We start from the raw sequence: 22,877 nt of genomic DNA, 5'->3' as shown, positions 1-22,877 counted from the left end.
TAACACGTGCTGAACGCCTTAATTACCAAACCAATTATACTCTAAACCACGAATGCCGAGTGTAATAAGCATCGTGTTGATTGCTTTGTTATACCGTTTCTAACAACGTACCCAATACCTTGCTAATGGATTCGGAAAGACCTTACCCATTACGATATCTTCAAATTTACCACCGTTACTTTCTATGATTTTTCGTGAAGCTATATTGTCTTCGTCAGCAGTTAATAGCACTCGATTAAGCCCAAGTTCTTTAGCTTTAGTTAAAGCCAATTTGAGTATCGATTTTCCATAACCATTTCTACGAAATGACGGTGCTATATCATAACCAATATGACCAGCTTCCAGTGCTAGAAACTCATTATTTATATTGTGACGAATACGAACCACGCCCAAAATAGACTGATTATCATTAATTAGCCAAAAGTGGCTGCATGGGACATAACCTTCACGTAAGTTAATCCCGTTACTTTCATCAATTAAACTTTGAATATACGAAGAAAAATCCTCTTTTCCCAATAAGTAAGATTCAATATTACCACTGTCGTTGGCTGCATAATCCTCGAAAAAACCAAAGAATGCTGACTTCAATTCCAGTGATGGTACAACTAATTCCATGTCAATTTCTCCTTTTAACGGTATAACGCCGCAATAACACGTTTATTACTACGACGACTCAGCTGAATTTTAACGCCTTAAACACCGAAACCAAAGACAAACCTACAACGCCGAATGTAATAAATCGTGTTGATTGCTTTGTTATGTGCGTTTATCTATTGACCACTAAGCAAATCTCTTACAGTTTTCGAATCACTTACTTTCCAACGCTTAATCAGTTTTAGGTTAGTTGATGCGTAATATTTAACTTCCATTCGATATGAATCGCGATATACCCTTTTATTAAAAATCGTTTTCAAATAAGTCGTATAATCAACCGCCAATTCAAATGAATCTAAATAAATTAATTTCTTACGTAAACGTCCATTAGGAGATACACTCAAACACACCTCTGTTTCAGGAGAGTCTTCCCAATGAAGCGATTGCAAATTTTTAGGCAAATATTGATTTTTCACCCAAATTTCAATTGTCGAATAACTTGAATCTTCCATATCAATCACTTAATTAATCATCCTTAATTTTATCGTTCTCTTTTAAGCACATAACGCTGGCATAACACGTTTATTACTATGCAAACCAACCTGAATTAACCGCCTTAATCACAAAACTAAAGGCAAACCCAGAACGCCGAATGTAATAAATCGTGTTGATGCGATTGTTGTGCGTGCTTACTTTCGGCTTGGCCAACTTGGTAAAGAACTGCCCTGCCAAGATTTTCTAAGCCCTGATTCTAATTTACGAATAGTAATTAAGCGAACAAAATGTTCTAAAATTGCGAGATGAAGTGAATGGAAAACCAATACACTTTTTACTCCATTTGAACGACTTGGTTTCAGCATGTTTGGAACTGATAAACCAAATATCCTCGCCACAATTGGGATTGGAAATGCTGCGAGAAAAACACTGATGCTGACTAAAATGAGGCATAACCAAAGAACAATTGAAGCGTAAAATAGCTTCTGAAACGCCTGAACTTAGGAAAATAAGGGCTAATTTGCCGAACCTGACGATACGAAAGCAAAAAGGCAACAAAGAAGAAATTCACGCTTACTAAGCCAAAACTACGAAAGCCGCGATCCTTTTGATGAACCGTACAAAAAATTTCGGACTCAGTACGCACAACGCCTGCATAACACGTTTGCTACTATACAGACATAGCTGAATTTTAACGCCTTAATCACTGAAACTAAAGGCAAACTGACAACGCCGAATGTAGCAAATCGTGTTGATGCATTTGTTATGTGTGTTCTTATAAGCCAAATTTTCCCTCTCAAAGGGAGCGCTGTAATACTAAAAAGTAGATTACCCAAATAAACCGACTCACAGAAATATTATGAATATCTAGAGATTATTTAAAGATAACCTCAGAAAAATGTGGATTATCAACTAAAACTTCCAGTTTAGAGATACCATCTAATTCAACTAGAATTTCAGTTTCATTAGTATTGAGTTTGATACATTCATTCTTGCTTTCATTACGTGATGTATCAAGAGCAACGCCTTTGATAGACTCACCCACTTTCATCGTTAACCTAACTGGATATCGGTATAAGCAGACGATTTCAATATAATCATATTCATTGCAACTTATCATAAGATTTACCTTTGAAAATGGATTACTTACTTTAAGCCTGAATACTGGTTATTGCAATAATCTCAAAAAAACACATAACGCCTGCATAACACGTTTGCTACTATACAATTATACTTAATATTGACACCTTAAAACGAGAAACACCCGACAACCTAAGATGCCGAGTGTAGTAAATCGTGTTGATGCATTTGTTATACGATTTGAGTGATTAGTAAAAGAACATTAAATATTACCATTTCGCAGAGAAACCAATTCTTTTTAATCTCATTTCAATTAGAGCATTTTCCACAAAATTCTCCGAATTTACGTAAAGATGGTCTTTATATTCAAAAACCATTTTAAGAAGATGTTCTAACATTTCCTTTTCTATACTTAATTTATATTTTAAATTTTTAATTTTTCCAAAATATTGAAATAATAAAAAAATCGAGCCTAGAGCCGATAGCCCAGTAATTAAGCAAATAAAGATAAAAGCCCAAAACGCTAACTTTTGACTAAAAAAAGGTTGGGTCCATAACATAAAGCCAAAACCAATTGATGCATAAACACCAATGAAAAGTAGAATAGCCATAGAGCGAATATTGGTGATTTTGGTATTCAGCTCTTCTATCGTAGATGAGACATTTTCTGCCATTTGTACCAAGCTTTCTAATTCATTGTGGCTATTGCTATCTATCATATTATTTTTCCATACTCGATTGTAATACTGCTAAATTTTCAACAAACAATCTTAGATAATTGCGTTGTTTTGTCACGCTGTCAATCTGTGAGCTGATTTTTTCACCATTCCACTCAAAAGTTTCAGGCTGAGCACAAACTGGGACACAAAGAACTTTAATATTATCTTTCCCCACTGCATTGTATAGACTTTCAATTGCTTTTGAAAATGGTCCATCGCATTCTGGATGATAATATTGCTTAGCCTCATCTAGTGATGATTCAAACAAATCGATCTTACTAACTGCAATCACTAACCATTTTGGGCCTCTGCCATTACGAATTGCAAGTTTGACATTATTTAATAACTCTTCAAATTCACGTAGCTCAAGCTGTAAATTATGATCACGAACCTTACCAACAGTATCAATTTTTTTTGTCGATACCATAGAGTTTTTAATTGATTCATCTCTAATTGCCGTATAACCCCAATCAACAACATGGATAATACCGTCTAAATATTCACTTTTATTTAATGCTAAATCTATTGCTTTTGCTCTCTCTGCGTTATCTTGGCCAGGTATCACTGATACAATTTTTGTCCAATCCCCCATTGTGATTGGCTTTATTTCTACGTCCTTACTTGTGTCAGGTAAAACCCAGTCAAGGCTATTAGCTTCACCATGATAATGTGAAGCTAATACACTTTTACCGGCTCCACCTCTACCTGTAACTATAATATCTGCATTTCCCTTCCCAATCTTCACTAACGCCTTAATCCAATACTCTTGAATTGAATGCCTATATTTATAAGCATAAGTTACTGGTTTTGCTAATGTAGGTACTAAATCTGTCCAACTGTCACTGCTCATTTTTTGTTCCTTTTATAATTTTTATTTATATTTTACAAATTAAGAATCGTATAACGCCGCAATAACACGTGCTGAACACCTTAATTACCAAACCAATTATACTCTAAACCACGAATGCCGAGTGTAATAAGCATCGTGTTGATTGCTTTGTTATGCGATACCTACAGTTTGTACCGGAACCCAACCTTTCTCGCCACGATTATTTACTACAAGAAACCATTCATTTAGCTCAGATAAAACCGTTAACGATTCACTCATTTTAGTATCTAGTTCAAAAGCGTTGTAATTACATTTGGCTATTCCTTTAGTTTTACATTGAGCCATTTCAATATAATCAACCGGTGCCCAACCTTCATTTCCATCGGTAGTTATAGTTCTGATCCAACCAATAAATTCAGTATCAAGATGACCGAGAATTAAAGACTCACCTTTGTTAAACGAAATTGGATTTGGATACTCTGATTTATGAGCTTCCTTAACTACAACTTCCATAATATTTCCTTATGTCTTCTATTCGCATAACGCCGCAATAACACGTTTATTACTACGACGACTTAGCTGAATTTTACCGCCTTAAACACCGAAACCAAAGACAAACCTACAACGCCGAATGTAATAAATCGTGTTGATTGCTTTGTTATATTGCCTATTGATAAACGACATGAAATCGTTCCAATACAAGAACCATGTCCTCACTAGGCTTAATATTTAACTCTGAACATTCAGCAGCAAAGAAACACCAATGAGCTTCACGCCACCATTTTAATGAGCGGTCGCCCTCGCCTTCTGCATGAGCAAACTCAGCCGTAACTTCGTTATATTTACACGTTTCAACTGAGTCAATTTCAATGATACAAATTGGTTTCCCATTCCAATCAACGACTACTTGTAAATGACCAACGGTTGGCATTGGTTCCTCTCCAGATTCATACCAAATATTTAAACTACAAGTTGCTGTCTTTTGACCAATCAGGATTAATTCTGCGCATAAATTGGCATTATGCTCATCAGCACAGAAATAGTCTGAACTGAATAATTGATACTTTTCACGTTCAATTTCAGAAAGTGAGCTTAGATACTGATTTAAGTAGACTTGAGACTGTTCTTCCATGAAATCCTCTTAACTATTTTCGCAATATAACGCCTGCATAACACGTTTGCTACCATGCAAATTAAGCCTAAATTTACCACTTAATGCGGTAAACTCAAAGAAGCCTAGAATGCCGAATGTAGCAAATCGTGTTGATGCATTTGTTATGTTTTGGAGACGTAGCCCACCAAAAATGCCAAAGCCGCTGCAACAACTAATTTACCCCACTCATTGTTCATTTTTACAACAGAATCAAGTAATTTTGACTTATGCCGAATATCTTTAATTGTTAACCAAGCAAGCTTGGAGCTCTCAATCACGCTGGGCTTACAACCCAAACCATAAATACTCGTACACCTTATGTACATGAGGAAAGTTTTAACACAACTTAGAATTAGTTTTTCAGTAATATCATCTGGATGTAACGAGTGATATAAAACAATATTTTTTTCAGTACGACTATGTAACTCTGACTTATATGGGTACATCATTACAGAGATCGCACCATTTGCCGACTGAGAAAAAACTAAACAAGCTCCACTTTCATCATAGTGTTTGATCGACTTCTTGATTTCACTTTGTTCTGTAACTTCGGTTTTTCTCTCAATAACCCCAATAGGGTTGAAACATGAAGTTAATTGTACGGTTTCATAATTTTCCGTAGTCGAGCCTTGTTTACAAAACAAACGAAACGGATACTTAGACTCCTTCAACTGTTCAATAAACATCGAACAAGTATCATTAATTTTTGGCTTAGCTGAAAACCTCCAGTTCAATCGCCTTCTTCGCAATTCAAAAGTTCGACTAGCTAACCTTTTACTTTCTTTATCTATTGTTTTTCGCATTTACTACCTTAAAAACATAACGCCTGCATAACACGTTTGCTACTATGCAAGCCAAGCTGAATTTTAACGCCTTAATCACTGAAACTAAAGGCAAACTGACAACGCCGAGTGTAGCAAATCGTGTTGATGCATTTGTTAACTGAATTTCTCCATCACGTAATTAACAAGCTTTTCACCGCGAACTTCAATAGTTTGCTCATTAACCACCTTAAAGCCAAAATGCTCATAAAATGGTTTAGCTGTAATGCTTACTTCAGAATAAAAACGAGTAATGTTTAGGGCTTTTCCTTTGGACATTACATGATCCATTAAAGCACGACCTACGCCTTTACCTTGAAATTCATGATGGCAAAAGAAATGATCAATTAGCCCACTACTTTGCAAATCAGTATACCCAACAATTACACCATCAATTTCTGCGACAAATGGGTTTATCGTTTTCATTTTCGTTTGCCAAACTGAAAAATCAAATGATTCTGGTGCCCATGCTTCAACTTGTGATTGAGAATAGTCACGAGCATTGATAATTCGAATAGTATTAAGAAAGATGTACCAGAGAGCTTCTGCATCATTTTCAGTGTAATGTCTTATTAAAACCATAGAACCTCACTTGAATTCAGTTAACGCCTGCATAACACGTTTGCTACTATGCAATTATACTTAATATTAACGCCTTAAAACGAGAAACACTCGGCAAACTGAGATTGCCGAGTGTAGTAAATCGTGTTGATGCATTTGTTAGGTGTAAGCCACCTATTGAGTCGTCCATTTATTCTTTATTATCTGCTCATAGTTATAATCTATATTTAATTCTTCATTTTTATTACCATCCAAGGCTACCGATTTTATATGTTTCAAACAGCACACTGAAAGTGTTTCATTTTTATACAAGTATTCAACATCAATCATAGAATATGAAAATCTAATTATTTTACTGACATCACTTTCAGGCACAAGAACCTTTATAAACGTTCCTTCAGATGTTCTAAAGACCATGTATTTAAGAAAGGTTTCAGAACGAGATAAGCTCTTTGGGTCAGGTAAAATTCTTTTTGCAGAGTTGATTCCAATTACAAAACCTCGTACTGAAGATCTTTTTGACGCTGTATTTTTAAGGTATTCATAGTTTGTAATATTTATAGTTCTCATTTCTTCTATACGAGCGGAAACCAACGCTTTTTCAGCAACTGTAGAAGTTTTTTTATTGGCTAACCAACAACTGTGTACTGGCCATGGAACGACTAAATCATCAAAAAGAACACAACCACCATTTGTATTTCGATGAAAAAATACAGATTTTCCACACCACCAACATTTAGTATAAAAAGTAACACTCTCATTGCGAATCCAAACATATGATTCTGCTTTTGTAAGATCTAATGTTTTCTTAACTTCGATATGATTTGTGACACTAGGCTTAAAAAAAACAGTTCTACCATGTGGATTTACACGTTCAGGGTAATTAATATGAAAACAGTTTTGACACCCGCAAGTTCTATTATGAACCATGATTTACCTTTATTATCAATCAAATGAAACCTAAAACACTTACAGAACAAACTAAAAGATAATCAATTTATTTGCAATTATCCCGAAATGTTTTTAGCTTTTATAGATATGTTTCACGACATTTTAGACACCTAACGCTGGCATAACACGTTTATTACTATGTAAACCAACCTGAATTTTACCACCTTAATCACTAAACCCAAGACAAACCCAGAACGCCGAGTGTAATAAATCGTGTTGATGCGATTGTTGTGCGGACTTACTTTCGGCTTGGCCAACTTGGTAAAGAACTGCCCTGCCAAGATTTTCTAAGCCTAGATTCTAATTTACCGATGCCAATTAAGCGAACAAAATGTTCTTAAATTGCGAGATGAAGTAAATGGAAAACAGATACATTTTTTACGCCATTTGAACGGCTTGGTTTCAACAGATTTGGAACTGATAAACAAAATATCCTTTCCACAACTGGGATTGAAAATGCTGAGAAGAAAACACGGATGCAAACTAAAATGAGGCAACACCAAAGAACCATTGAAGCGTAAAATAGCCTCCGAAACGCATGAACTTAGGCCGACAATGCTTAATTGCCGAACCTGATAACACGAAAACCAAAAGGCAACAAAGAAGAAAGGAACGCTTACTAAGCCGAAACTACGAAAGCCGCGATCCTATTGATGAACCGTGCAAAAAATTTCGGACTCAGTACGCACAACGCTTGCATAACATGTTTGCTACAATACAGACTTAGCTGAATTTTAACGCCTTAATCACTGAAACTAAAGGCAAACTGACAACGCCGAATGTAGCAAATCGTGTTGATGCATTTGTTATATTGCCTATTGATACACGACATGAAATCGTTCCAATACAAGAACCATGTCCTCACTAGGCTCAATATTTAACTCTAAACATTCAGCACCAAAGAAACGCCAATGAGCTTCACGCCACCATTTTAATGAACGGTCGCCCTCGCCTTCTGCATGAGCGAACTCAGCCGTAACTTCGTTATATTTACACATTTCAACTGAATCAATTTCAATGATACAAATTGGTTTTCCATTCCAATCAACAACCACTTGTAAATGACCAACGGTTGGCATTGGTTCTTCACCAGATTCATACCAAACATTTAAGCTACAAGTTGCTGTCTTTTGACCAATTCGGATTAATTCTGCGCATAAATTGGCATTATGCTCATCAGCACAGAAATAGTCTGAACTGAATGATTGATACTTGTTACGCTCAATTTCAGAAAGTGAGCTTAGATACTGATCCAAGTAGATTTGAGACTGTTCTTCCATGAAATCCTCTTAACTATTTTCGCAATATAACGCCTGCATAACACGTTTGCTACCATACAGATTAAGCTGAATTTTACTGCCTTAATCACTGAAACTAAAGACAAACTGACAACGCCGAGTGTAGCAAATCGTGTTGATGCATTTGTTACACGATCTTTGTCAACGCTTCTATTAACTTGGTAAAGAATTGATTTACCAAGATTTACTGTAAACTAAGTTTAATTAGACTGACTCAATTAAGCGAGCAAAATGTCATTTCAACGGCAATAACTGTGAAACGAAACAATCCCTTTTTCTTACGCCATTTGTACGATCTGGTTTCAACAAGTTTTCAGCTTATAAACCAAATATCCTAACCACAATTGGGATTGAAAATGCTACGAGCAAAGCACGAATGCAGGATAAAATGAGGCAACACCAAAGAACAATTGAAGCGTGAATTGGTTTCTGAAATCCATGAACTTTTGGCAATAATGGTTAATTGCCGAACCTGATGAAATGGACATTAAAAGGCAACAAAGAAAAAGGAAATCCACCCTACTTTCACGCCTAAAAAACTAACGGATCAATCACTGGACTGAGCCAAAAAACTGCAATCTTTAGTTCGTGTAACGCTTGCATAACACGTGCTGACGATCAATTTTCCAAACCAATTACACTTCAAACCAAAAACGCCGAATGTAATAAGCATCGTGTTGATGTGATTGTTGTGCGTGCTTACTTTCGGCTTGGCTAACTTGGTAAAGAACTGCCTCGCCAAGATTTTCTAAGCCCTGATTTTAATTTACCAATGGCAATTAAGCGAACAAAATGTTCTTAAAATGCGAGATAAAGTAAATGGAAAACAGATACATTTCTTACACCATTTGAACGACTTGGTTTCAGCAGATTTGGAGCTGATAAACCAAATATCCTAACCATAATTGGGATTGAAAATGCCACGAGGAAAAAACTGATGCAAACTAAAATGAGGCATAACCAAAGAACAATTGAAGCGTAAAATAGTCACTGAAACGCTTGAACTTAGGAAAATAAGGGCTAATTTGCCGAACCTGATGATACGAAAACCAAAAGGCAACAAAAAAGAAATTTACGCTTACTAAGCCGAAACTACAAAAGCCACGATCCTTTTGATGAACCGTGCAAAAAATTTCGGACTCAGTACGCACAACGCCTGCATAACACGTTTGCTACGATACAGGCCAAGCTGAATTTTACTGCCTTAATCACTGAAACTAAAGACAAACCGACAACGCCGAGTGTAGCAAATCGTGTTGATGCGATTGTTAAATGTGACTCAACGAAGCCTGAAAACTAAACGCAACATGTCCTTGTACTGAATTCCATTCTCAAATATCTCATCATCATAATTGTCGAGGAAGAAATCCTTTAAAATGGAATCGACTCTGAAATCGTGACGTTGATAAAACGATAATTGATACCCAAAACTACCAGTCCCAAGCTCAACTTTACTATAACCAATCGTAGTTAATTCTTTTAATACAAATTGGAGTAGTTTTGAACCAATACCTTTTTACTGATATTCAGGATCTATTGCTATATTAAAAATTTCAGAAGTAGAAATATTCAATGACTTACTAACGCAAGCACCAATAATTTCATCACCATCAAACGCACCAAAACAAGCTGAATCCGCTAAGTATTTTTTGATAGCAATTTCAGACGGATCAGCTTCAAGCAATAACGTCATTGGCACTAATTCAGATGATATTTTTTTAAATTCAATCAAGCCACCTTCCTCTTAGAGCCCAAGAAACATTTAACGCCTGCATAACACGTTTGCTACGATACAGACTTAGCTGAATTTTAACGCCTTAATCACTGAAACTAAAGGCAAACCGACAATGCCGAATGTAGCAAATCGTGTTGATGCATTTGTTATGCGCTATCTCAAATTAGCCTAGTTAACTGTCAACTGTTGAAGAGATACCATTTTTTCTTCGCTGTGCTTCAATAATTCCAACTCTTTAAAACCCATTTTTTTATGGAATAACAGAGATGATTTATTTGGTGGCATAACGTCAATTTCAGCAAATACGCAAAGGATTGAATTATCAATGGCTGAATCTAAAGCATATTGATATAACTTTGATGCTATGCCTTTTCCTTGGGATTTTTCCGAAATTACAATTCTATCGATGTATAAAAATGAACCATAATTTTCATTGAACCATTGATAATTAATACTTTCATATTCTACATTTTCAATTAGTGCAATCAGAAAACCAACAACTTTGTTCTCGTCTTCAATTACAACTGACAATGCTGATATTTCAATTAGCCTCAATAACTTACTTTTATCCATCGGACTTAATACGTCTACGAACGTCTCGTTTAATTCTAAAATCGTATCAATGTCTTTACTTAAAATTTCTCTAATTATCATCATTATCCTTTTTGCGCATAACGCCTGCATAACACGTTTGCTACGATACAGACTTACCTGAATTTTACTGCCTTAATCACTGAAACTAAAGGCAAACTGACAACGCCGAATGTAGCAAATCGTGTTGATGCATTTGTTATGTGTGAACCTCAATTTTTTTCTTTGCCGGAACAAACTTATAAAAATAAAGGTAACTTAAAAAGACTAAAACAAAAGAAAGTAAATTTGTTGCTATCAGAGTCAAGATTAATTCTTGGTCGTTAACATTAAAAGCAGCTTCTATGTACCATAAATATTCTAAACCTAACAACAGTAACAAATATCCAAACGTAATAAGAATCCACGGAGCCTTACCTGGCTTTAAATAAATCAAAGATATCAATATCCAAAAAAGAGCACCAAAAATACTTGAGACAACGTATGGTAATAAATCATAAATATATTTTACAGTTCCCAATAAATAATCCTGAAGTAAATATAAAACTACAGAAAGTAAGCTCAACGATAAAGATAAGTACGAGCCAGACCAAAATAGCTCTTCCGATACAACCTCTTTTAGAGCAATTTTAGCCCCACTTGGTGATAATACCGCAAGCATAAATAGTGCTACTAGCATGATAAACAACCAAGTAAATGAAACACCTGTAATTGACATTATTTTTCACCATTCAAACACATAACGCCTGCATAACACGTTTACTACTATGCAGATTAAGTTGAATTTTACCGCCATAAACACAAAAACCAAAGACAAACCTACAATGCCGAATGTAGTAAATCGTGTTGATGCATTTGTTATGTGTTTGAACTTAAAGTAAATTCCATTTCTATTAACCCATTAACTTCCACGGTTTGTGTAACCCCTTTTTCTTTATATAACTTGATTGCTGGATTTTCGCTGAACACACGAAGAAGTAACTTTTTTGATTGATGCTGTCTAGCGTGATTTATAATCATATCGAGACTTTTCGCACCGATACCCTTCCCGTGAAATTCTGGGCTTAGCTGTAAATCTCGCAGAAAAGTGGTCGATTCGTTATAGCTAAAACGAACAATACCAACTCGATGATTATCCACGAATATTTCAAAGTTATCCAAGATAGCCCAATTGTTGATAAACAGATTGCTGTCCCAAATGATATTCCGAGTTAAATAATAATTAGCCATATTTGTTTGAGTTAGTGACTCAGCATATTTTAGCTCAGAAGCTCTTTTAAACTGAATATCCATACTTACCCCTTGGGAACACATAACGCCTGCATAACACGTTTGCTACCATGCAGATTAAGCTTAAATTTACCACTTAATGCGGTAAACCCAAAGAAATCTAGAATGCCGAATGTAGCAAATCGTGTTGATGCATTTGTTATGTGTTTTTATTTTTAAGACGATACATCATTCGACCAAATTTAAAATGAGATAGTGATGCATAGATAAATAATAAAATTTGAGCAATACCTAATGCTGTACTTGGTACTAAAAGAACAAGTACATACAGTACAACACTAATTGTAGCCATAAAAATGGTAATACTCATAAACCAATCAAGGCTTAGTTCATTAATATTACCTTTATATTCCTTTGCTGCACTTCGTACATTAATAATTGAACTGGAATAGATCATTGCACTTGCTACAGCCCAATCACTAGTAACAAGTAAGTCCCCCCAATTCCCAGTAAAACCCTTAACAAGAATTAGAGCAATGAATGGTAATATTATAAAAACATATGGGATTGCTGCATATCTAATCTCTTCTAAAGAATTCATTTTGTTCACCGCTGCATTTTATTATGTCTTTAACCCTATTTACCCTCGCGTTCTTTATACAAGTTTCCCCTTTAACCTTCCAAAGTTCATATGTTGAATCAACTAAAAGACTATCTTTTACCTCAATGTTTTGAGCGCCATTTTGGTACTCCTCTAACCATTTTGCATGCTTTATAGGAGCATTATAAATCAATCTTGTATTGGTATTTTGAAAGCGCCATTTAAGATGACCTTTAAAGCAAGGCCTAATCACATTAACAATTTCATCACCATCATGCTGCCCCATATAATTAGAAAACATCTCACGTGGTCGTTTAGTCAAACGAAAACCAGTATCAATGCTTATAACATTATCAGGAATGCTTAGATCTTCTGTAATAGTTAATTTCTCATCAGGTTCAATCATTCGATTTGCTTCGGATAATTTGTCCATAGCTAAAGCTATATCAAGCTCACAAAGTGTCGGTTCAATACGTTCTTTAAATTTACCACTAGCATTTACTTTATTAGCTAATTTTTCGTTATGCGCATCAGTGATTGTTACCAGTTCATCATAAGAATTTACGCTACCAGTTAGATCATTCATTAAATCATTTGGACTAGTTAATAAGTCGAATAATTTTAAAAACTTTAATTTAATTGAGCCACTAGTTATCTCCTCAAGCTCAATAGAGAACTCTAGATCATGACCAATAGCATTTGCAATTGCATTACCAAAAGCTTCATATGCTTCTATATAGTGACCCATTGCATATAAAATATCTGCAACATTTTTTCGGTGTGGATTGTATTCAAAATGGAATTCAAGAGAAGAGTTTTTCATTGCAACCTAAGCCTATATATTTTTTGGCTAATCATACACTTAGTTTAATATTATGGATAGTTAAGAAAAACACATAACGCCTGCATAACACGTTTGCTACGATACAGACCTAATTGAATTTTACTGCCTTAATCACTGAAACTAAAGGCAAACTGACAACGCCGAGTGTAGCAAATCGTGTTGATGCATTTGTTAACCGTTACCTGCGTTAAACCACAAAAACTTATCAAATACTCGTTCTCGAAACCAACGATTCGATGTTAATTTGATAATTGCTAAGTCATCATATTCTTCTGCTTGTGAATACTTTTTAACCTTGTATAAATCCAGTAAAGCATCTTTAATATCAGGTTCAGCAAGAGAAAAAGCATCTAACCACGCAGCATAATAAGAACTATAATCACCGATAACAATGCTATAATTTTTACTCTTTAACCAATTATAAGCACGACTGTCATATATTATTATTGGACTTTTATACTTCAGCCAAAGAAATTTTGATGCTGCTGAAATAGCATTTTTACCATAAATAGCCATTAGTGACTTAGCCAATTGATTAACAGCATCGATGGCTTCGATTTCACTATTAGGCTTTAATATTTTTTCAACTTCATCTAAGGCACTCTCGAAACGAGTACATTCATCAATATATTTAAAATTGCGAGTTACTTTGTAATATTTGGCTGCATCATGTAAACCTTCAATTCTGATTGATTTATCTTGATTGCATAGTCGCTCAATGAAGCGCTCATCCCAATAGACCCAATCATTTAGATACAACAATGAAAAATAATGGACATTATCCATACTATTTATTCCTTCAATGAGACGGTTAACGCCTGCATAACACGTTTGCTAACATGTAGATCAAGTTCAATTTACCACTTAATACGAGAAACCCAAAGAAACCTATGATGCCGAGTGTAGCAAATCGTGTTGATGCATTTGTTATAACGCATCTTACAGAATCAGATTGTAGTTATTATCAAATTTAATTTCATCAAAGTCCTTAAAATAATTACTTAAAAGTAGCATATTATAATCAACCCTTCTTATAACCGTCATAGGATGTCCAGAAATCATAGAGCCAAAACCGGGAGATGCGTATTCATTGCCAGTATTGGTTATAACATTTGTATTATACCCCTTACTACGCAATGTCTTTCTTTGTTCTAAAGTAAAAAGTTGTACACCTTCACGCTGCTTAAGGTGCTCGATTGTTTGAGGATAATAGCGTTCTATTTTTTCAAAAATTTCCACATCGACCCAAGGTTCATATGTACCTGACTCATTAGAATGTGGCTGAATATCCAACAGCACAAATTCATTTTCAGTAACCATTGCAAAAAGCAGATGATTTGTACGATTAACAAAAAATTTATTACCATCAGTTTCAGGGATATGAAAATGAAAAATCCCCCATTCTGAAAGCATAGGATCATTGAGCCGCCCTTGTTCAACATCGAATACCAATCGGCTTAAATGAGGAATAACACTTTGACCAAATTTAAACTTATTATAAAGCCGCTCAAGACCAAGATCATGACCTCTTGTATCGAAGTTATCATAAACAACAACTGTTCTTTTAGCTGGTAAAACAAGTCGTTCAAGCACAAAATAAAAATAAATAGCTAATTCGTTTAGATGATAATTGGTACCTAATTTGTACTTGGAATCTCTACGGTCTAGTTTCTCTAACTTTTCGAAAGTGACTTGTTTCTGGCAACCTAATTTTTTCAATTCATTTCTTATTAATCTTTCAAATTGTTGATATTTATCCACTTGACCTCCTGCGTTATAACGCCCGCATAACACGTTTGCTACCATGCAAACTAAGCTGAATTTACCACTTAACACGGTAAACTCAAAGAAATCTAGAATGCCGAATGTAGCAAATCGTGTTGATGCATTTGTTATAACGCAGTTCTCAATTTAGACCAATGACTCAGCCAACCTTTCGACGTTACACGGTCACTGAAGATTTCTAAAGAACGCTTCGGGTTATGTGTAACTTGCAAATTAAACAACGATTCAAAGCCAAAAGCAGAAATACATTCATATTTACCATTTCCTAATTTTCGTATGGCTATCGCTGTTTCTTTTTCTGGCCAATAACTCATTGCGTCGATAATACTTAAATACGGTTTATCACCATTTCTTTTGTGCATGATTGCTTGATTACGCACTTCCCAGTTCAATTCTGGCATCAATACAGAAAGCTGAAATTCAATTAATTTGTAGTTTTCAGGATTAGATTCAGTTTCATCGAAATAAATAACGTCAACATCATTCAAAGGCGTTGATACTGATTTTTGATGCAAATGATCCCACACCAAATTTCGGACGAAACCAGCGGCTAAATAGCAATGAGGTAAATTGAGTTGTCGAACACAATCAAGAGCCTTAACCCTCAATTCATCTTTCTCAATTAATGTGATGATTCTATCCATATCCACCCTGCGTTATAACGCCGCAATAACACGTGCGAAAGACCGACTAACAAAACCAATTACACTTCAAACCGCGAATGCCGAATGTAAATAGCATCGTGTTGATTGCTTTGTTATACGAGCCTTGCTTTCGCTCCAATTAACTTGGTAAAGAACTGATTTACCAAGATTTACTGTAAAACGATTTTAATTAGACTGGCTCAATTAAGCGAGCAAAATATCCAATCAACGACAATAACTGTGAAACGAAACAATCCCTTTTTCTTACACTATTTGTACGACTTGGTTTCAGCCAATTTGGTGCTTATAAACCAAATATCCTAACCACAACTGGGATTGAAAATGCTGAGAATAAAACACTGATGCAGGCTAAAATGAGGCATAACCAAAGAACAATTGAAGCGTAAATTAGCTTCTGAAACGCCTGAATTTGGGGCAATAATAGTTCAATGCCGAACCTGATGAAATGGAAACCAAAAGGCAACAAAGAAAAAGGAAAACCACCCTACTTTCACACCTAAAAAGCTAATGGTTCTATCGCTGAACTGAACCAAAAAACTGCATTCTCAGAGTTCGTATAACGCCTGCATAACACGTTTGCTACCATACAGACTTAACTGAATTTTACTGCTTTAATCACTGAAACTAAAGGCAAACTGACAACGCCGAGTGTAGCAAATCGTGTTGATGCATTTGTTACACGATCTTTGTCAACGCTTCGCTTTAATTGGTAAAGAACTGATTTACCAATAATATTTAAAAAACAATTCTAAATTACAAAAGCTAATTTAGCGAACAAAAGAACCGTTCAACTGCAAAAATTGCGAAACGAAACAATCCTTTTTCTAGCACCATTTGTACGATTTAGTTTCAGCAAGTTTTGTACTGATAAACCAAATATCTTTGCCACAATTGGGATTGAAAATGCTGCGAGTAAAACACTGGCGCAGGATAAATTGAGGCAAAACCATGAACAATTGAAGCCTAAATTGATTTCTGAAACCCATGAACTTTTGGCAATAATAGTCAATTGCCGAACCTAATGAAATGAAAGCTAAAAGGCAACAAAGAAAAAGGAAAACCACCCTACTTTCACAACTAAAAAACTAATAGCTCAATCGCTGAACTGAGCCAAAAAACTGCGATCTTAGAGTTCGTGTAACGCCTGCATAACACGTTTGCTACCATGCAGATTAAGCCCAAATTTACCACTTAACGCGGTAAACTCAAAGAAACCTAGAACGCCGAGTGTAGCAAATCGTGTTGATGCATTTGTTATACCCTGATTACTCCTGAACCCGGAGTTCTCAATGCTTTTAACCATTCAGAAATCTTTTCTCCATTAACTTCCTTAATTGGGTAATTTCGAGCCGAAATAGTAGTTCTAGCACCGGGACTAAACTCTGATGTAGTAACTAGTAAGCCCGTTGTTGCCTTCGCTTCTAAAACGTCTGCATATAAACCTTTTATGGTTACTTTATCGATCTTCGACTTATTATACCGTTTACATTGAATGATAAACTCTGGATGCGTTTGAGCAGAATCATTCCAGACACGAACATCAACACCGTCATCATTTGTCCCAGCTCCAAGTTCAACCTTATATCCTGATTGACTAAAGCACTCACTAATTAATTCTTCAAATTTTCGCCAATGGATTTCACCCAGTTTAGCTAAGTTATTCGACAAATAATTGATGAAGCGTTGATCTAAGAAAGTACCATGTGAAACTACAGGTTTATGTTCCTTGAATAAATCATTTAGATCGACTATATCTTTCCATTCTTCCCATCGCCCCGAAGTATGTGGACTATTTTGAAAATGAGTGTCGTACATTTTTATTAATTCAATAAGATCATTTGCACCAGTTTTTCCGTATTTTTTCATTGCTTCAGCAAGCATTGGCATAGGGTCAACGGAGCTTTGACCATTTTTTACTGCTAGATCTACACCCAATTTATAATGTTTGCTGTAAATATTTTGAAGATCAGTAATGTAATCTAGACCTTTTTCTTTCATTACTCTTATGAAGAACTGTGATTGTGTAAACAATCCCGGTCTTGAGGTATTGGTAACACCAACCTTATATAAAAGTTGGTAATACAAATCCTCGTAATCTTCAGAGCGAATAGCAAGCCCATTACTTTCAGACCTCAATATATCATCAGCATATGAAGTGCCTGAAAGTAAATCACACATCTGTTCAATTGAACTAGCTAAACCAGCTTTGTAACCAACGATCTCATGAAGGTGATCAGCAAAATCACCAGGAGAAAACCAAATTCTACCCATAATTCCTCTTATATTCCTCGAAGGGTATAACGCCGCAATAACACGTTTATTACTGCGGCGACTTAGCTAAATTTTACTGCCTTAAACACCAAAACCAAAGACAAACCTACAACGCCGAATGTAATAAATCGTGTTGATTGCTTTGTTATACCCGGACTAAAATCGCCCTCAAAACTAGGAAGTAACCAATAATAAAATACTACCTAAGAATGCTGGGATTCCTGAGATAAACATAACCAAACCAAACTGATAATTCAGCCTTTTTTGTTCATGAAAATCAGACTCAAAATCATGATTAGAAACCATTTTCATTGTTTTATTTGAAGCTGGGTCTTGCGCCCAATTGCGACTTTGGCTATTTCCATCCCAAGTTAATCTAGCTATTCCCCAGATAATAATCACGATAAAGAATAGAAAATCCATCAAACTTGTTGAGTTGAAAAAGGCTACATATTTGGAAAGAATGAATACGATTAAAGCCGCCAATAGATTAGTAATAACAACCACTTTCAACAGATTTAGCATAGATATTCTTCCTTAATTAACCTTTTAGGGTATAACGCCTGCATAACACGTTTGCTACGATACAGACCTAGCTGAATTTTAACGCCTTAATCACTGAAACTAAAGGCAAACTGACAACGCCGAATGTAGCAAATCGTGTTGATGCATTTGTTATAAACCGATTTCTACAAAGTGATCCTTATACGCAACATTTAGTACTATGTTATTAAAATTCCATTGTATATGAGAGTTTTCACCACGCCCCTGCTTTGGTCTTTTACGAACAAACCAAATACCAAAAAAGATATACTCCGCCCCAACTTTAAAATACTTTAATAACTTAGGGTCTTTAATTGTTATTTCAGGTGTCGGTTTATTAATAACGCCTTCATCATTTGCTTCAACAAAAGGAGATTCTAATTTTAACTGGTGATATTTAAAGTTTTTAGTTGGGTTGCTTATCTCCTTTATATGTCCCGATATAGCAAGAGGTGGCGTGGTTTTATCCGGCATGTAATAGGTTAAGAAATCCACTAAATTATTAACATCAAAGAAAAATTGATTCCAAGGGATTTTATGTCCCTTAAAGTCAAGTGTCACTAATGATGAAAGTTCCTCTTTTTGTTCACAAAGTTCCCTTAATTCTAATACTTGTTTCAACGTACGCAAATAATTAGTCAATCTGCCTTTGTTCGTGAATTTTTTATCTTGCTCTCCAGCAACTCCCCAACTTACCCCTTTTCGTTTCACTTGATGATCTGACAGCTCCCATAAAGCTTGCAATAATATGTGCAGTCTAAACTCATATTCTGAGGCTGATACAGCTCTAAATACCTCTGAGTCAGACCGTTTAGCCACAAGTTCTAATCGACCTGAAAGATCATACTTACAGCCCAAGCTATGTTGCTCATAACGTTTAAGTCTAAAGCATGGTGCAATCTCTACTGTTTTGGATTCATATTTTCTATTGTGTCTTTTGACAAAGCTTAACTCTGCACTGCAACCATCTATACTGCAAAATAGCTTTCCAAATGGCTGCTGCTCAAAACTTAAAGCTGAGACTAACACGCCACTTCCTCGAATTGCTTTCGGAATTTTACTACCCACTATTCCTCCAGAGGTTTATAACGCCTGCATAACACGTTTGCTACGATACAGACTAAACTGAATTTTACTGCCTTAATCACTAAAACTAAAGGCAAACTGACAACGCCGAGTGTAGCAAATCGTGTTGATGCATTTGTTACACGATCTTTGTCAACGCTTCGCTTTAATTGGTAAAGAATTGATTTACCAAGATTTACTGTAAACTGAGTTTAATTAGACTAGCTCAATTAAGCGAGCAAAATATCCAATCAACGGCAAAAACTGCGAGATGAAACAATCCCTTTTTCTTACACCATTTGTACGATTTGGTTTCAGCCAGTTTGGGGCTGATAAACCAAATACCTTTGCCACAATTGGGATTGAAAATGTGGCGAGCAAAACACTGATACAAACTAAAATGAGGCAAAACCATGAACAATTGAAGCCTAAATTGGCTTCTGAAACCCATGAACTTTTGGCAATAATGGTCAATTGCCGAACCTGATGAAATGAAAACTAAAAAGGCAACAAAGAAAAAGGAAATCCACCCTACTTTCACACCTAAAAAACTAATGGCTCAATCGCTGAACTGAGCCAAAAAACTGCGATCTTAGAGTTCGTGTAACGCCTGCATAACACGTTTGCTACGATACAGACTTAGCTGAATTTTAACGCCTTAATCACTGAAACTAAAGGCAAACTGACAACGCCGAGTGTAGCAAATCGTGTTGATGCATTTGTTATGCGCTTTTAAAATTGGCCTTATTATTAACCTGTAAATCTGCAACCGGTTTTACTCTACGGTACAGAGCTAAAAGCATTTTCAATTGGACTAATTCATCGCCTTTTGATAATTGAGTTAAAGCTTTCACTTGAGCTGGGTTAAGTTTATATAATTGCTGTAATTCCAATACAGAACTCTTAACAAATTCAATTTGCTCACGTAATTGCTTAGCTTCAAGATCTTTAATTTTTAACTGCGTCAATTTCCGTTTTTGATATTGGCTGTAGATAAAATTATATGTCGCAGCAACCGAAGTTATAGATCCAGCAACAGAACTAACAATTAATGCAATATCTTTGGCAACCTCAACATATAAGGTTAATTCAATAAAACCTGGAGATGCATATTGAATTTGCTTAACTTCAGGCTTATTTTCAGGACGGACATATTTACCTAATATACTAAAAAACCCAACAACACTTCCTCCACCTAGCCATGGCATCCTTTCAAATTCAATATTTGAAAAATCACCTTCTTTGATTAAGCGTAAACCATGAAAAAAACCATATAATTGTTGATACTCCTTTGTAAATACGGAGAAATCTTCTAACTTCCAACGTTCATCTAACAAAATGGTAGTCTGACCTTTATTCATTATTATTCCTTACCTACTTCGCTTTGCGCATAACGCCTGCATAACACGTTTGCTACTATGCAAATCAAGCTCAAATTTACCACTTAACACGGTAAACTCAAAGAAACCTAGAATGCCGAATGTAGAAAATCGTGTTGATGCATTTGTTATATGCAAACAACCATTCTTACTATGACGTCATTACTTTGATGCCAAAAATGGTAAATAATCCACCAGTGACATAATCCATAACCCCTGAAATACGAGCATAAACGCTTTTAGCTGATTCATGAGAAAACGCTGTAGCTAAAAATAAATGCCAACTAAGTGTAATTGAAGCCATTGTTAGCATGATTGCTAATATCATTGTTGCACTCATGTTTTCAGGCATGGAAACACTGAATAAACTGACAACGAAGAAACCCGTTTTCGGATTTAAAATACTGGTGATAAACGCTGAAATGAAAACCTTTCTTTTCGATGGTGTTACCATTTGATTGATTTCAGTTAACTCATCTAACCTCTTTATTTTTCGAGTTAGATAAATCTGACGCATTCCCAAATACAATAAATAACTGCCACCTACCACTTTCATTAAACCAAATAATTGAGGAAAATGAGAAAAGAGAATAACTAATCCGGAGCCACCAAAAAACGACCACAGTAACGTTGCACAACTAACACCGAAAGCAGAAAAAGCCGCAATTTTACGGTCGTAATTAAGTGCAGTGTTAATCGTTAAAAGTACATTAGTTCCAGGAGTCGCAACAGCTAACATCCAAATTAAAGCCACATGAAGAAGAACCAATAAATAGTCCATTACCTACCATTCCAATAAATTAAGTCGTAAGCTAAAAAAAAGCATATAACGCCTGCATAACACGTTTGCTACCATGCAGATTGAGCCTAAATTTACCACTTAACTCGGTAAACCTAAAGAAACCTAGAATGCCGAATGTAGCAAATCGTGTTGATGCATTTGTTATACCGCTACCTAACCTGTACCCATTTTTTCTTACTTTCAACTGAACGCTCAATTTTAATCTCTTTAACTAAACTATTAATCGCTTTGGTAAATTCAGATCTAGGTAACTTCAATTTGTCTTGTAACGGAGCTAATTCAGTTGGTTGCTTCAGACTATTATAGATTTTATCTTCTGCTGATTTAGAAACAATAGACACTACGATATCAGGCTTAGTCCGAATAGCTTCACAGTTACCACCTAATAAATCACATTGAAACTTAAATGCTGAAATCAGGTTCTCATCATTACTAAAAAGTTCGAACGTGATTAAATTAAGCTCCTTTCGGCTAAGTGATACTAACGTCCTCGATAGATAAGCGATAATATGAAAATCAGCCTGATTTGCCCCTTCTGGATAGTCAGACAGGCATAAATATAATAGTTTCTCACACGTTTGTTTAATTGACTCAACCCTTGAAAATACAAGTACTTTATCAACAATTGAAGCTTTAATTTTTTCGAGTTCTTTCAAGCCAACATTTTCAGCATCGACAAATATTATTTTCACCTATTGCCTCCTAACTAATTATTTTTTATGACATTACGACAATAAGTATAAAGAAACAAATTATAAAAGAATGCGATTCAGCTTCCATTCAGAGATTTGCGGTATAACGCCTGCATAACACGTTTGCTACCATGCAGATTAAGCATAAATTTACCACTTATTACGATAAACTC

General features: G+C 35.4%; 25 protein-coding genes and 1 pseudogene. All 26 read right to left on the bottom strand.

The annotated features are described in order from the left end of the window. Nucleotides 1-99 precede the first annotated feature (99 nt). On the bottom strand, nucleotides 100-615 hold the full coding sequence (locus AC2INI_RS18260) for a GNAT family N-acetyltransferase (RefSeq protein ID WP_486305941.1): 516 nt from the start codon (nucleotides 613-615) through the stop codon (nucleotides 100-102). A gap of 155 nt (nucleotides 616-770) precedes the next feature. Then, nucleotides 771-1,106: a hypothetical protein gene (locus AC2INI_RS18255; protein ID WP_233651675.1), complete on the bottom strand. Its 336-nt coding sequence runs from the start codon at nucleotides 1,104-1,106 to the stop codon at nucleotides 771-773. An 857-nt stretch (nucleotides 1,107-1,963) separates the two neighbouring features. Further along, on the bottom strand, nucleotides 1,964-2,209 hold the full coding sequence (locus AC2INI_RS18250) for a Rho-binding antiterminator (RefSeq protein WP_038155800.1): 246 nt from the start codon (nucleotides 2,207-2,209) through the stop codon (nucleotides 1,964-1,966). Between the two features lie 229 nt (nucleotides 2,210-2,438). Further along, nucleotides 2,439-2,888, bottom strand: a complete 450-nt coding sequence (locus AC2INI_RS18245) for a hypothetical protein (RefSeq protein ID WP_486305940.1) — start codon at nucleotides 2,886-2,888, stop codon at nucleotides 2,439-2,441. 1 nt (nucleotide 2,889) lies between these two features. Further along, the gene (locus AC2INI_RS18240; protein WP_486305939.1) at nucleotides 2,890-3,738 is read right to left on the bottom strand and encodes a GTPase domain-containing protein; all 849 of its coding nucleotides are present in this window, start codon (nucleotides 3,736-3,738) and stop codon (nucleotides 2,890-2,892) included. 150 nt (nucleotides 3,739-3,888) lie between these two features. Continuing rightward, entirely contained in the window at nucleotides 3,889-4,230 is a 342-nt protein-coding gene (locus AC2INI_RS18235) for an SH3 domain-containing protein (protein WP_486305938.1), read from the bottom strand. 154 nt (nucleotides 4,231-4,384) lie between these two features. After that, nucleotides 4,385-4,849, bottom strand: coding sequence for an ASCH domain-containing protein (locus AC2INI_RS18230; RefSeq protein ID WP_486305937.1), 465 nt, complete (start codon nucleotides 4,847-4,849; stop codon nucleotides 4,385-4,387). A 143-nt stretch (nucleotides 4,850-4,992) separates the two neighbouring features. Beyond that, complete coding sequence (locus AC2INI_RS18225; protein WP_486305936.1) at nucleotides 4,993-5,673, bottom strand: hypothetical protein; 681 nt, start codon at nucleotides 5,671-5,673, stop codon at nucleotides 4,993-4,995. 135 nt (nucleotides 5,674-5,808) lie between these two features. Then, nucleotides 5,809-6,273, bottom strand: a complete 465-nt coding sequence (locus AC2INI_RS18220; protein WP_486305935.1) for a GNAT family N-acetyltransferase — start codon at nucleotides 6,271-6,273, stop codon at nucleotides 5,809-5,811. Between the two features lie 153 nt (nucleotides 6,274-6,426). After that, a complete protein-coding gene (locus tag AC2INI_RS18215) occupies nucleotides 6,427-7,182 on the bottom strand; it encodes a hypothetical protein (protein WP_486305934.1) in 756 nt (251 codons plus the stop codon). A gap of 836 nt (nucleotides 7,183-8,018) precedes the next feature. After that, nucleotides 8,019-8,483 carry an ASCH domain-containing protein gene (locus AC2INI_RS18210; RefSeq protein ID WP_486305933.1) on the bottom strand — a complete coding sequence of 155 codons (465 nt, stop codon included), beginning with the start codon at nucleotides 8,481-8,483 and terminating at the stop codon, nucleotides 8,019-8,021. A 1,297-nt stretch (nucleotides 8,484-9,780) separates the two neighbouring features. Then, nucleotides 9,781-10,230 (bottom strand): annotated as a pseudogene (locus AC2INI_RS18205) (GNAT family N-acetyltransferase). A gap of 174 nt (nucleotides 10,231-10,404) precedes the next feature. Then, nucleotides 10,405-10,893, bottom strand: coding sequence for a GNAT family N-acetyltransferase (locus AC2INI_RS18200; RefSeq protein ID WP_486317279.1), 489 nt, complete (start codon nucleotides 10,891-10,893; stop codon nucleotides 10,405-10,407). Between the two features lie 133 nt (nucleotides 10,894-11,026). Beyond that, on the bottom strand, nucleotides 11,027-11,545 hold the full coding sequence (locus AC2INI_RS18195; protein WP_155664145.1) for a hypothetical protein: 519 nt from the start codon (nucleotides 11,543-11,545) through the stop codon (nucleotides 11,027-11,029). Between the two features lie 140 nt (nucleotides 11,546-11,685). Beyond that, entirely contained in the window at nucleotides 11,686-12,120 is a 435-nt protein-coding gene (locus AC2INI_RS18190; protein WP_486305931.1) for a GNAT family N-acetyltransferase, read from the bottom strand. Nucleotides 12,121-12,256: 136 nt separating this feature from the next. Beyond that, nucleotides 12,257-12,658, bottom strand: a complete 402-nt coding sequence (locus tag AC2INI_RS18185; protein WP_155660262.1) for a hypothetical protein — start codon at nucleotides 12,656-12,658, stop codon at nucleotides 12,257-12,259. After that, entirely contained in the window at nucleotides 12,636-13,481 is an 846-nt protein-coding gene (locus tag AC2INI_RS18180) for a hypothetical protein (RefSeq protein WP_155660263.1), read from the bottom strand. Before AC2INI_RS18180 ends, AC2INI_RS18185 begins: the two co-directional genes overlap by 23 nt. Nucleotides 13,482-13,673: 192 nt before the next feature. After that, complete coding sequence (locus AC2INI_RS18175; RefSeq protein ID WP_486305930.1) at nucleotides 13,674-14,288, bottom strand: hypothetical protein; 615 nt, start codon at nucleotides 14,286-14,288, stop codon at nucleotides 13,674-13,676. 153 nt (nucleotides 14,289-14,441) lie between these two features. Beyond that, nucleotides 14,442-15,263, bottom strand: coding sequence for a hypothetical protein (locus tag AC2INI_RS18170; RefSeq protein WP_486305929.1), 822 nt, complete (start codon nucleotides 15,261-15,263; stop codon nucleotides 14,442-14,444). 131 nt (nucleotides 15,264-15,394) lie between these two features. After that, nucleotides 15,395-15,931: a nucleotidyltransferase family protein gene (locus AC2INI_RS18165; RefSeq protein ID WP_486305928.1), complete on the bottom strand. Its 537-nt coding sequence runs from the start codon at nucleotides 15,929-15,931 to the stop codon at nucleotides 15,395-15,397. A 1,275-nt stretch (nucleotides 15,932-17,206) separates the two neighbouring features. Continuing rightward, nucleotides 17,207-18,223: a restriction endonuclease gene (locus AC2INI_RS18160; RefSeq protein ID WP_486305927.1), complete on the bottom strand. Its 1,017-nt coding sequence runs from the start codon at nucleotides 18,221-18,223 to the stop codon at nucleotides 17,207-17,209. A gap of 174 nt (nucleotides 18,224-18,397) precedes the next feature. Continuing rightward, nucleotides 18,398-18,748: a hypothetical protein gene (locus tag AC2INI_RS18155; protein WP_023604650.1), complete on the bottom strand. Its 351-nt coding sequence runs from the start codon at nucleotides 18,746-18,748 to the stop codon at nucleotides 18,398-18,400. Nucleotides 18,749-18,898: 150 nt separating this feature from the next. After that, nucleotides 18,899-19,834, bottom strand: coding sequence for a hypothetical protein (locus AC2INI_RS18150; protein WP_486305926.1), 936 nt, complete (start codon nucleotides 19,832-19,834; stop codon nucleotides 18,899-18,901). A gap of 719 nt (nucleotides 19,835-20,553) precedes the next feature. After that, nucleotides 20,554-21,192: a hypothetical protein gene (locus tag AC2INI_RS18145; RefSeq protein ID WP_065605006.1), complete on the bottom strand. Its 639-nt coding sequence runs from the start codon at nucleotides 21,190-21,192 to the stop codon at nucleotides 20,554-20,556. A gap of 169 nt (nucleotides 21,193-21,361) precedes the next feature. Continuing rightward, a complete protein-coding gene (locus AC2INI_RS18140) occupies nucleotides 21,362-21,991 on the bottom strand; it encodes a LysE family translocator (RefSeq protein ID WP_486305925.1) in 630 nt (209 codons plus the stop codon). Between the two features lie 170 nt (nucleotides 21,992-22,161). Continuing rightward, the gene (locus AC2INI_RS18135; protein WP_486305924.1) at nucleotides 22,162-22,704 is read right to left on the bottom strand and encodes a hypothetical protein; all 543 of its coding nucleotides are present in this window, start codon (nucleotides 22,702-22,704) and stop codon (nucleotides 22,162-22,164) included. Nucleotides 22,705-22,877: the final 173 nt, after the last annotated feature.

It is taken from the genome of Aliivibrio friggae, from assembly GCF_057368515.1.
This window is presented reverse-complemented; position numbering and strand designations above follow the sequence as displayed.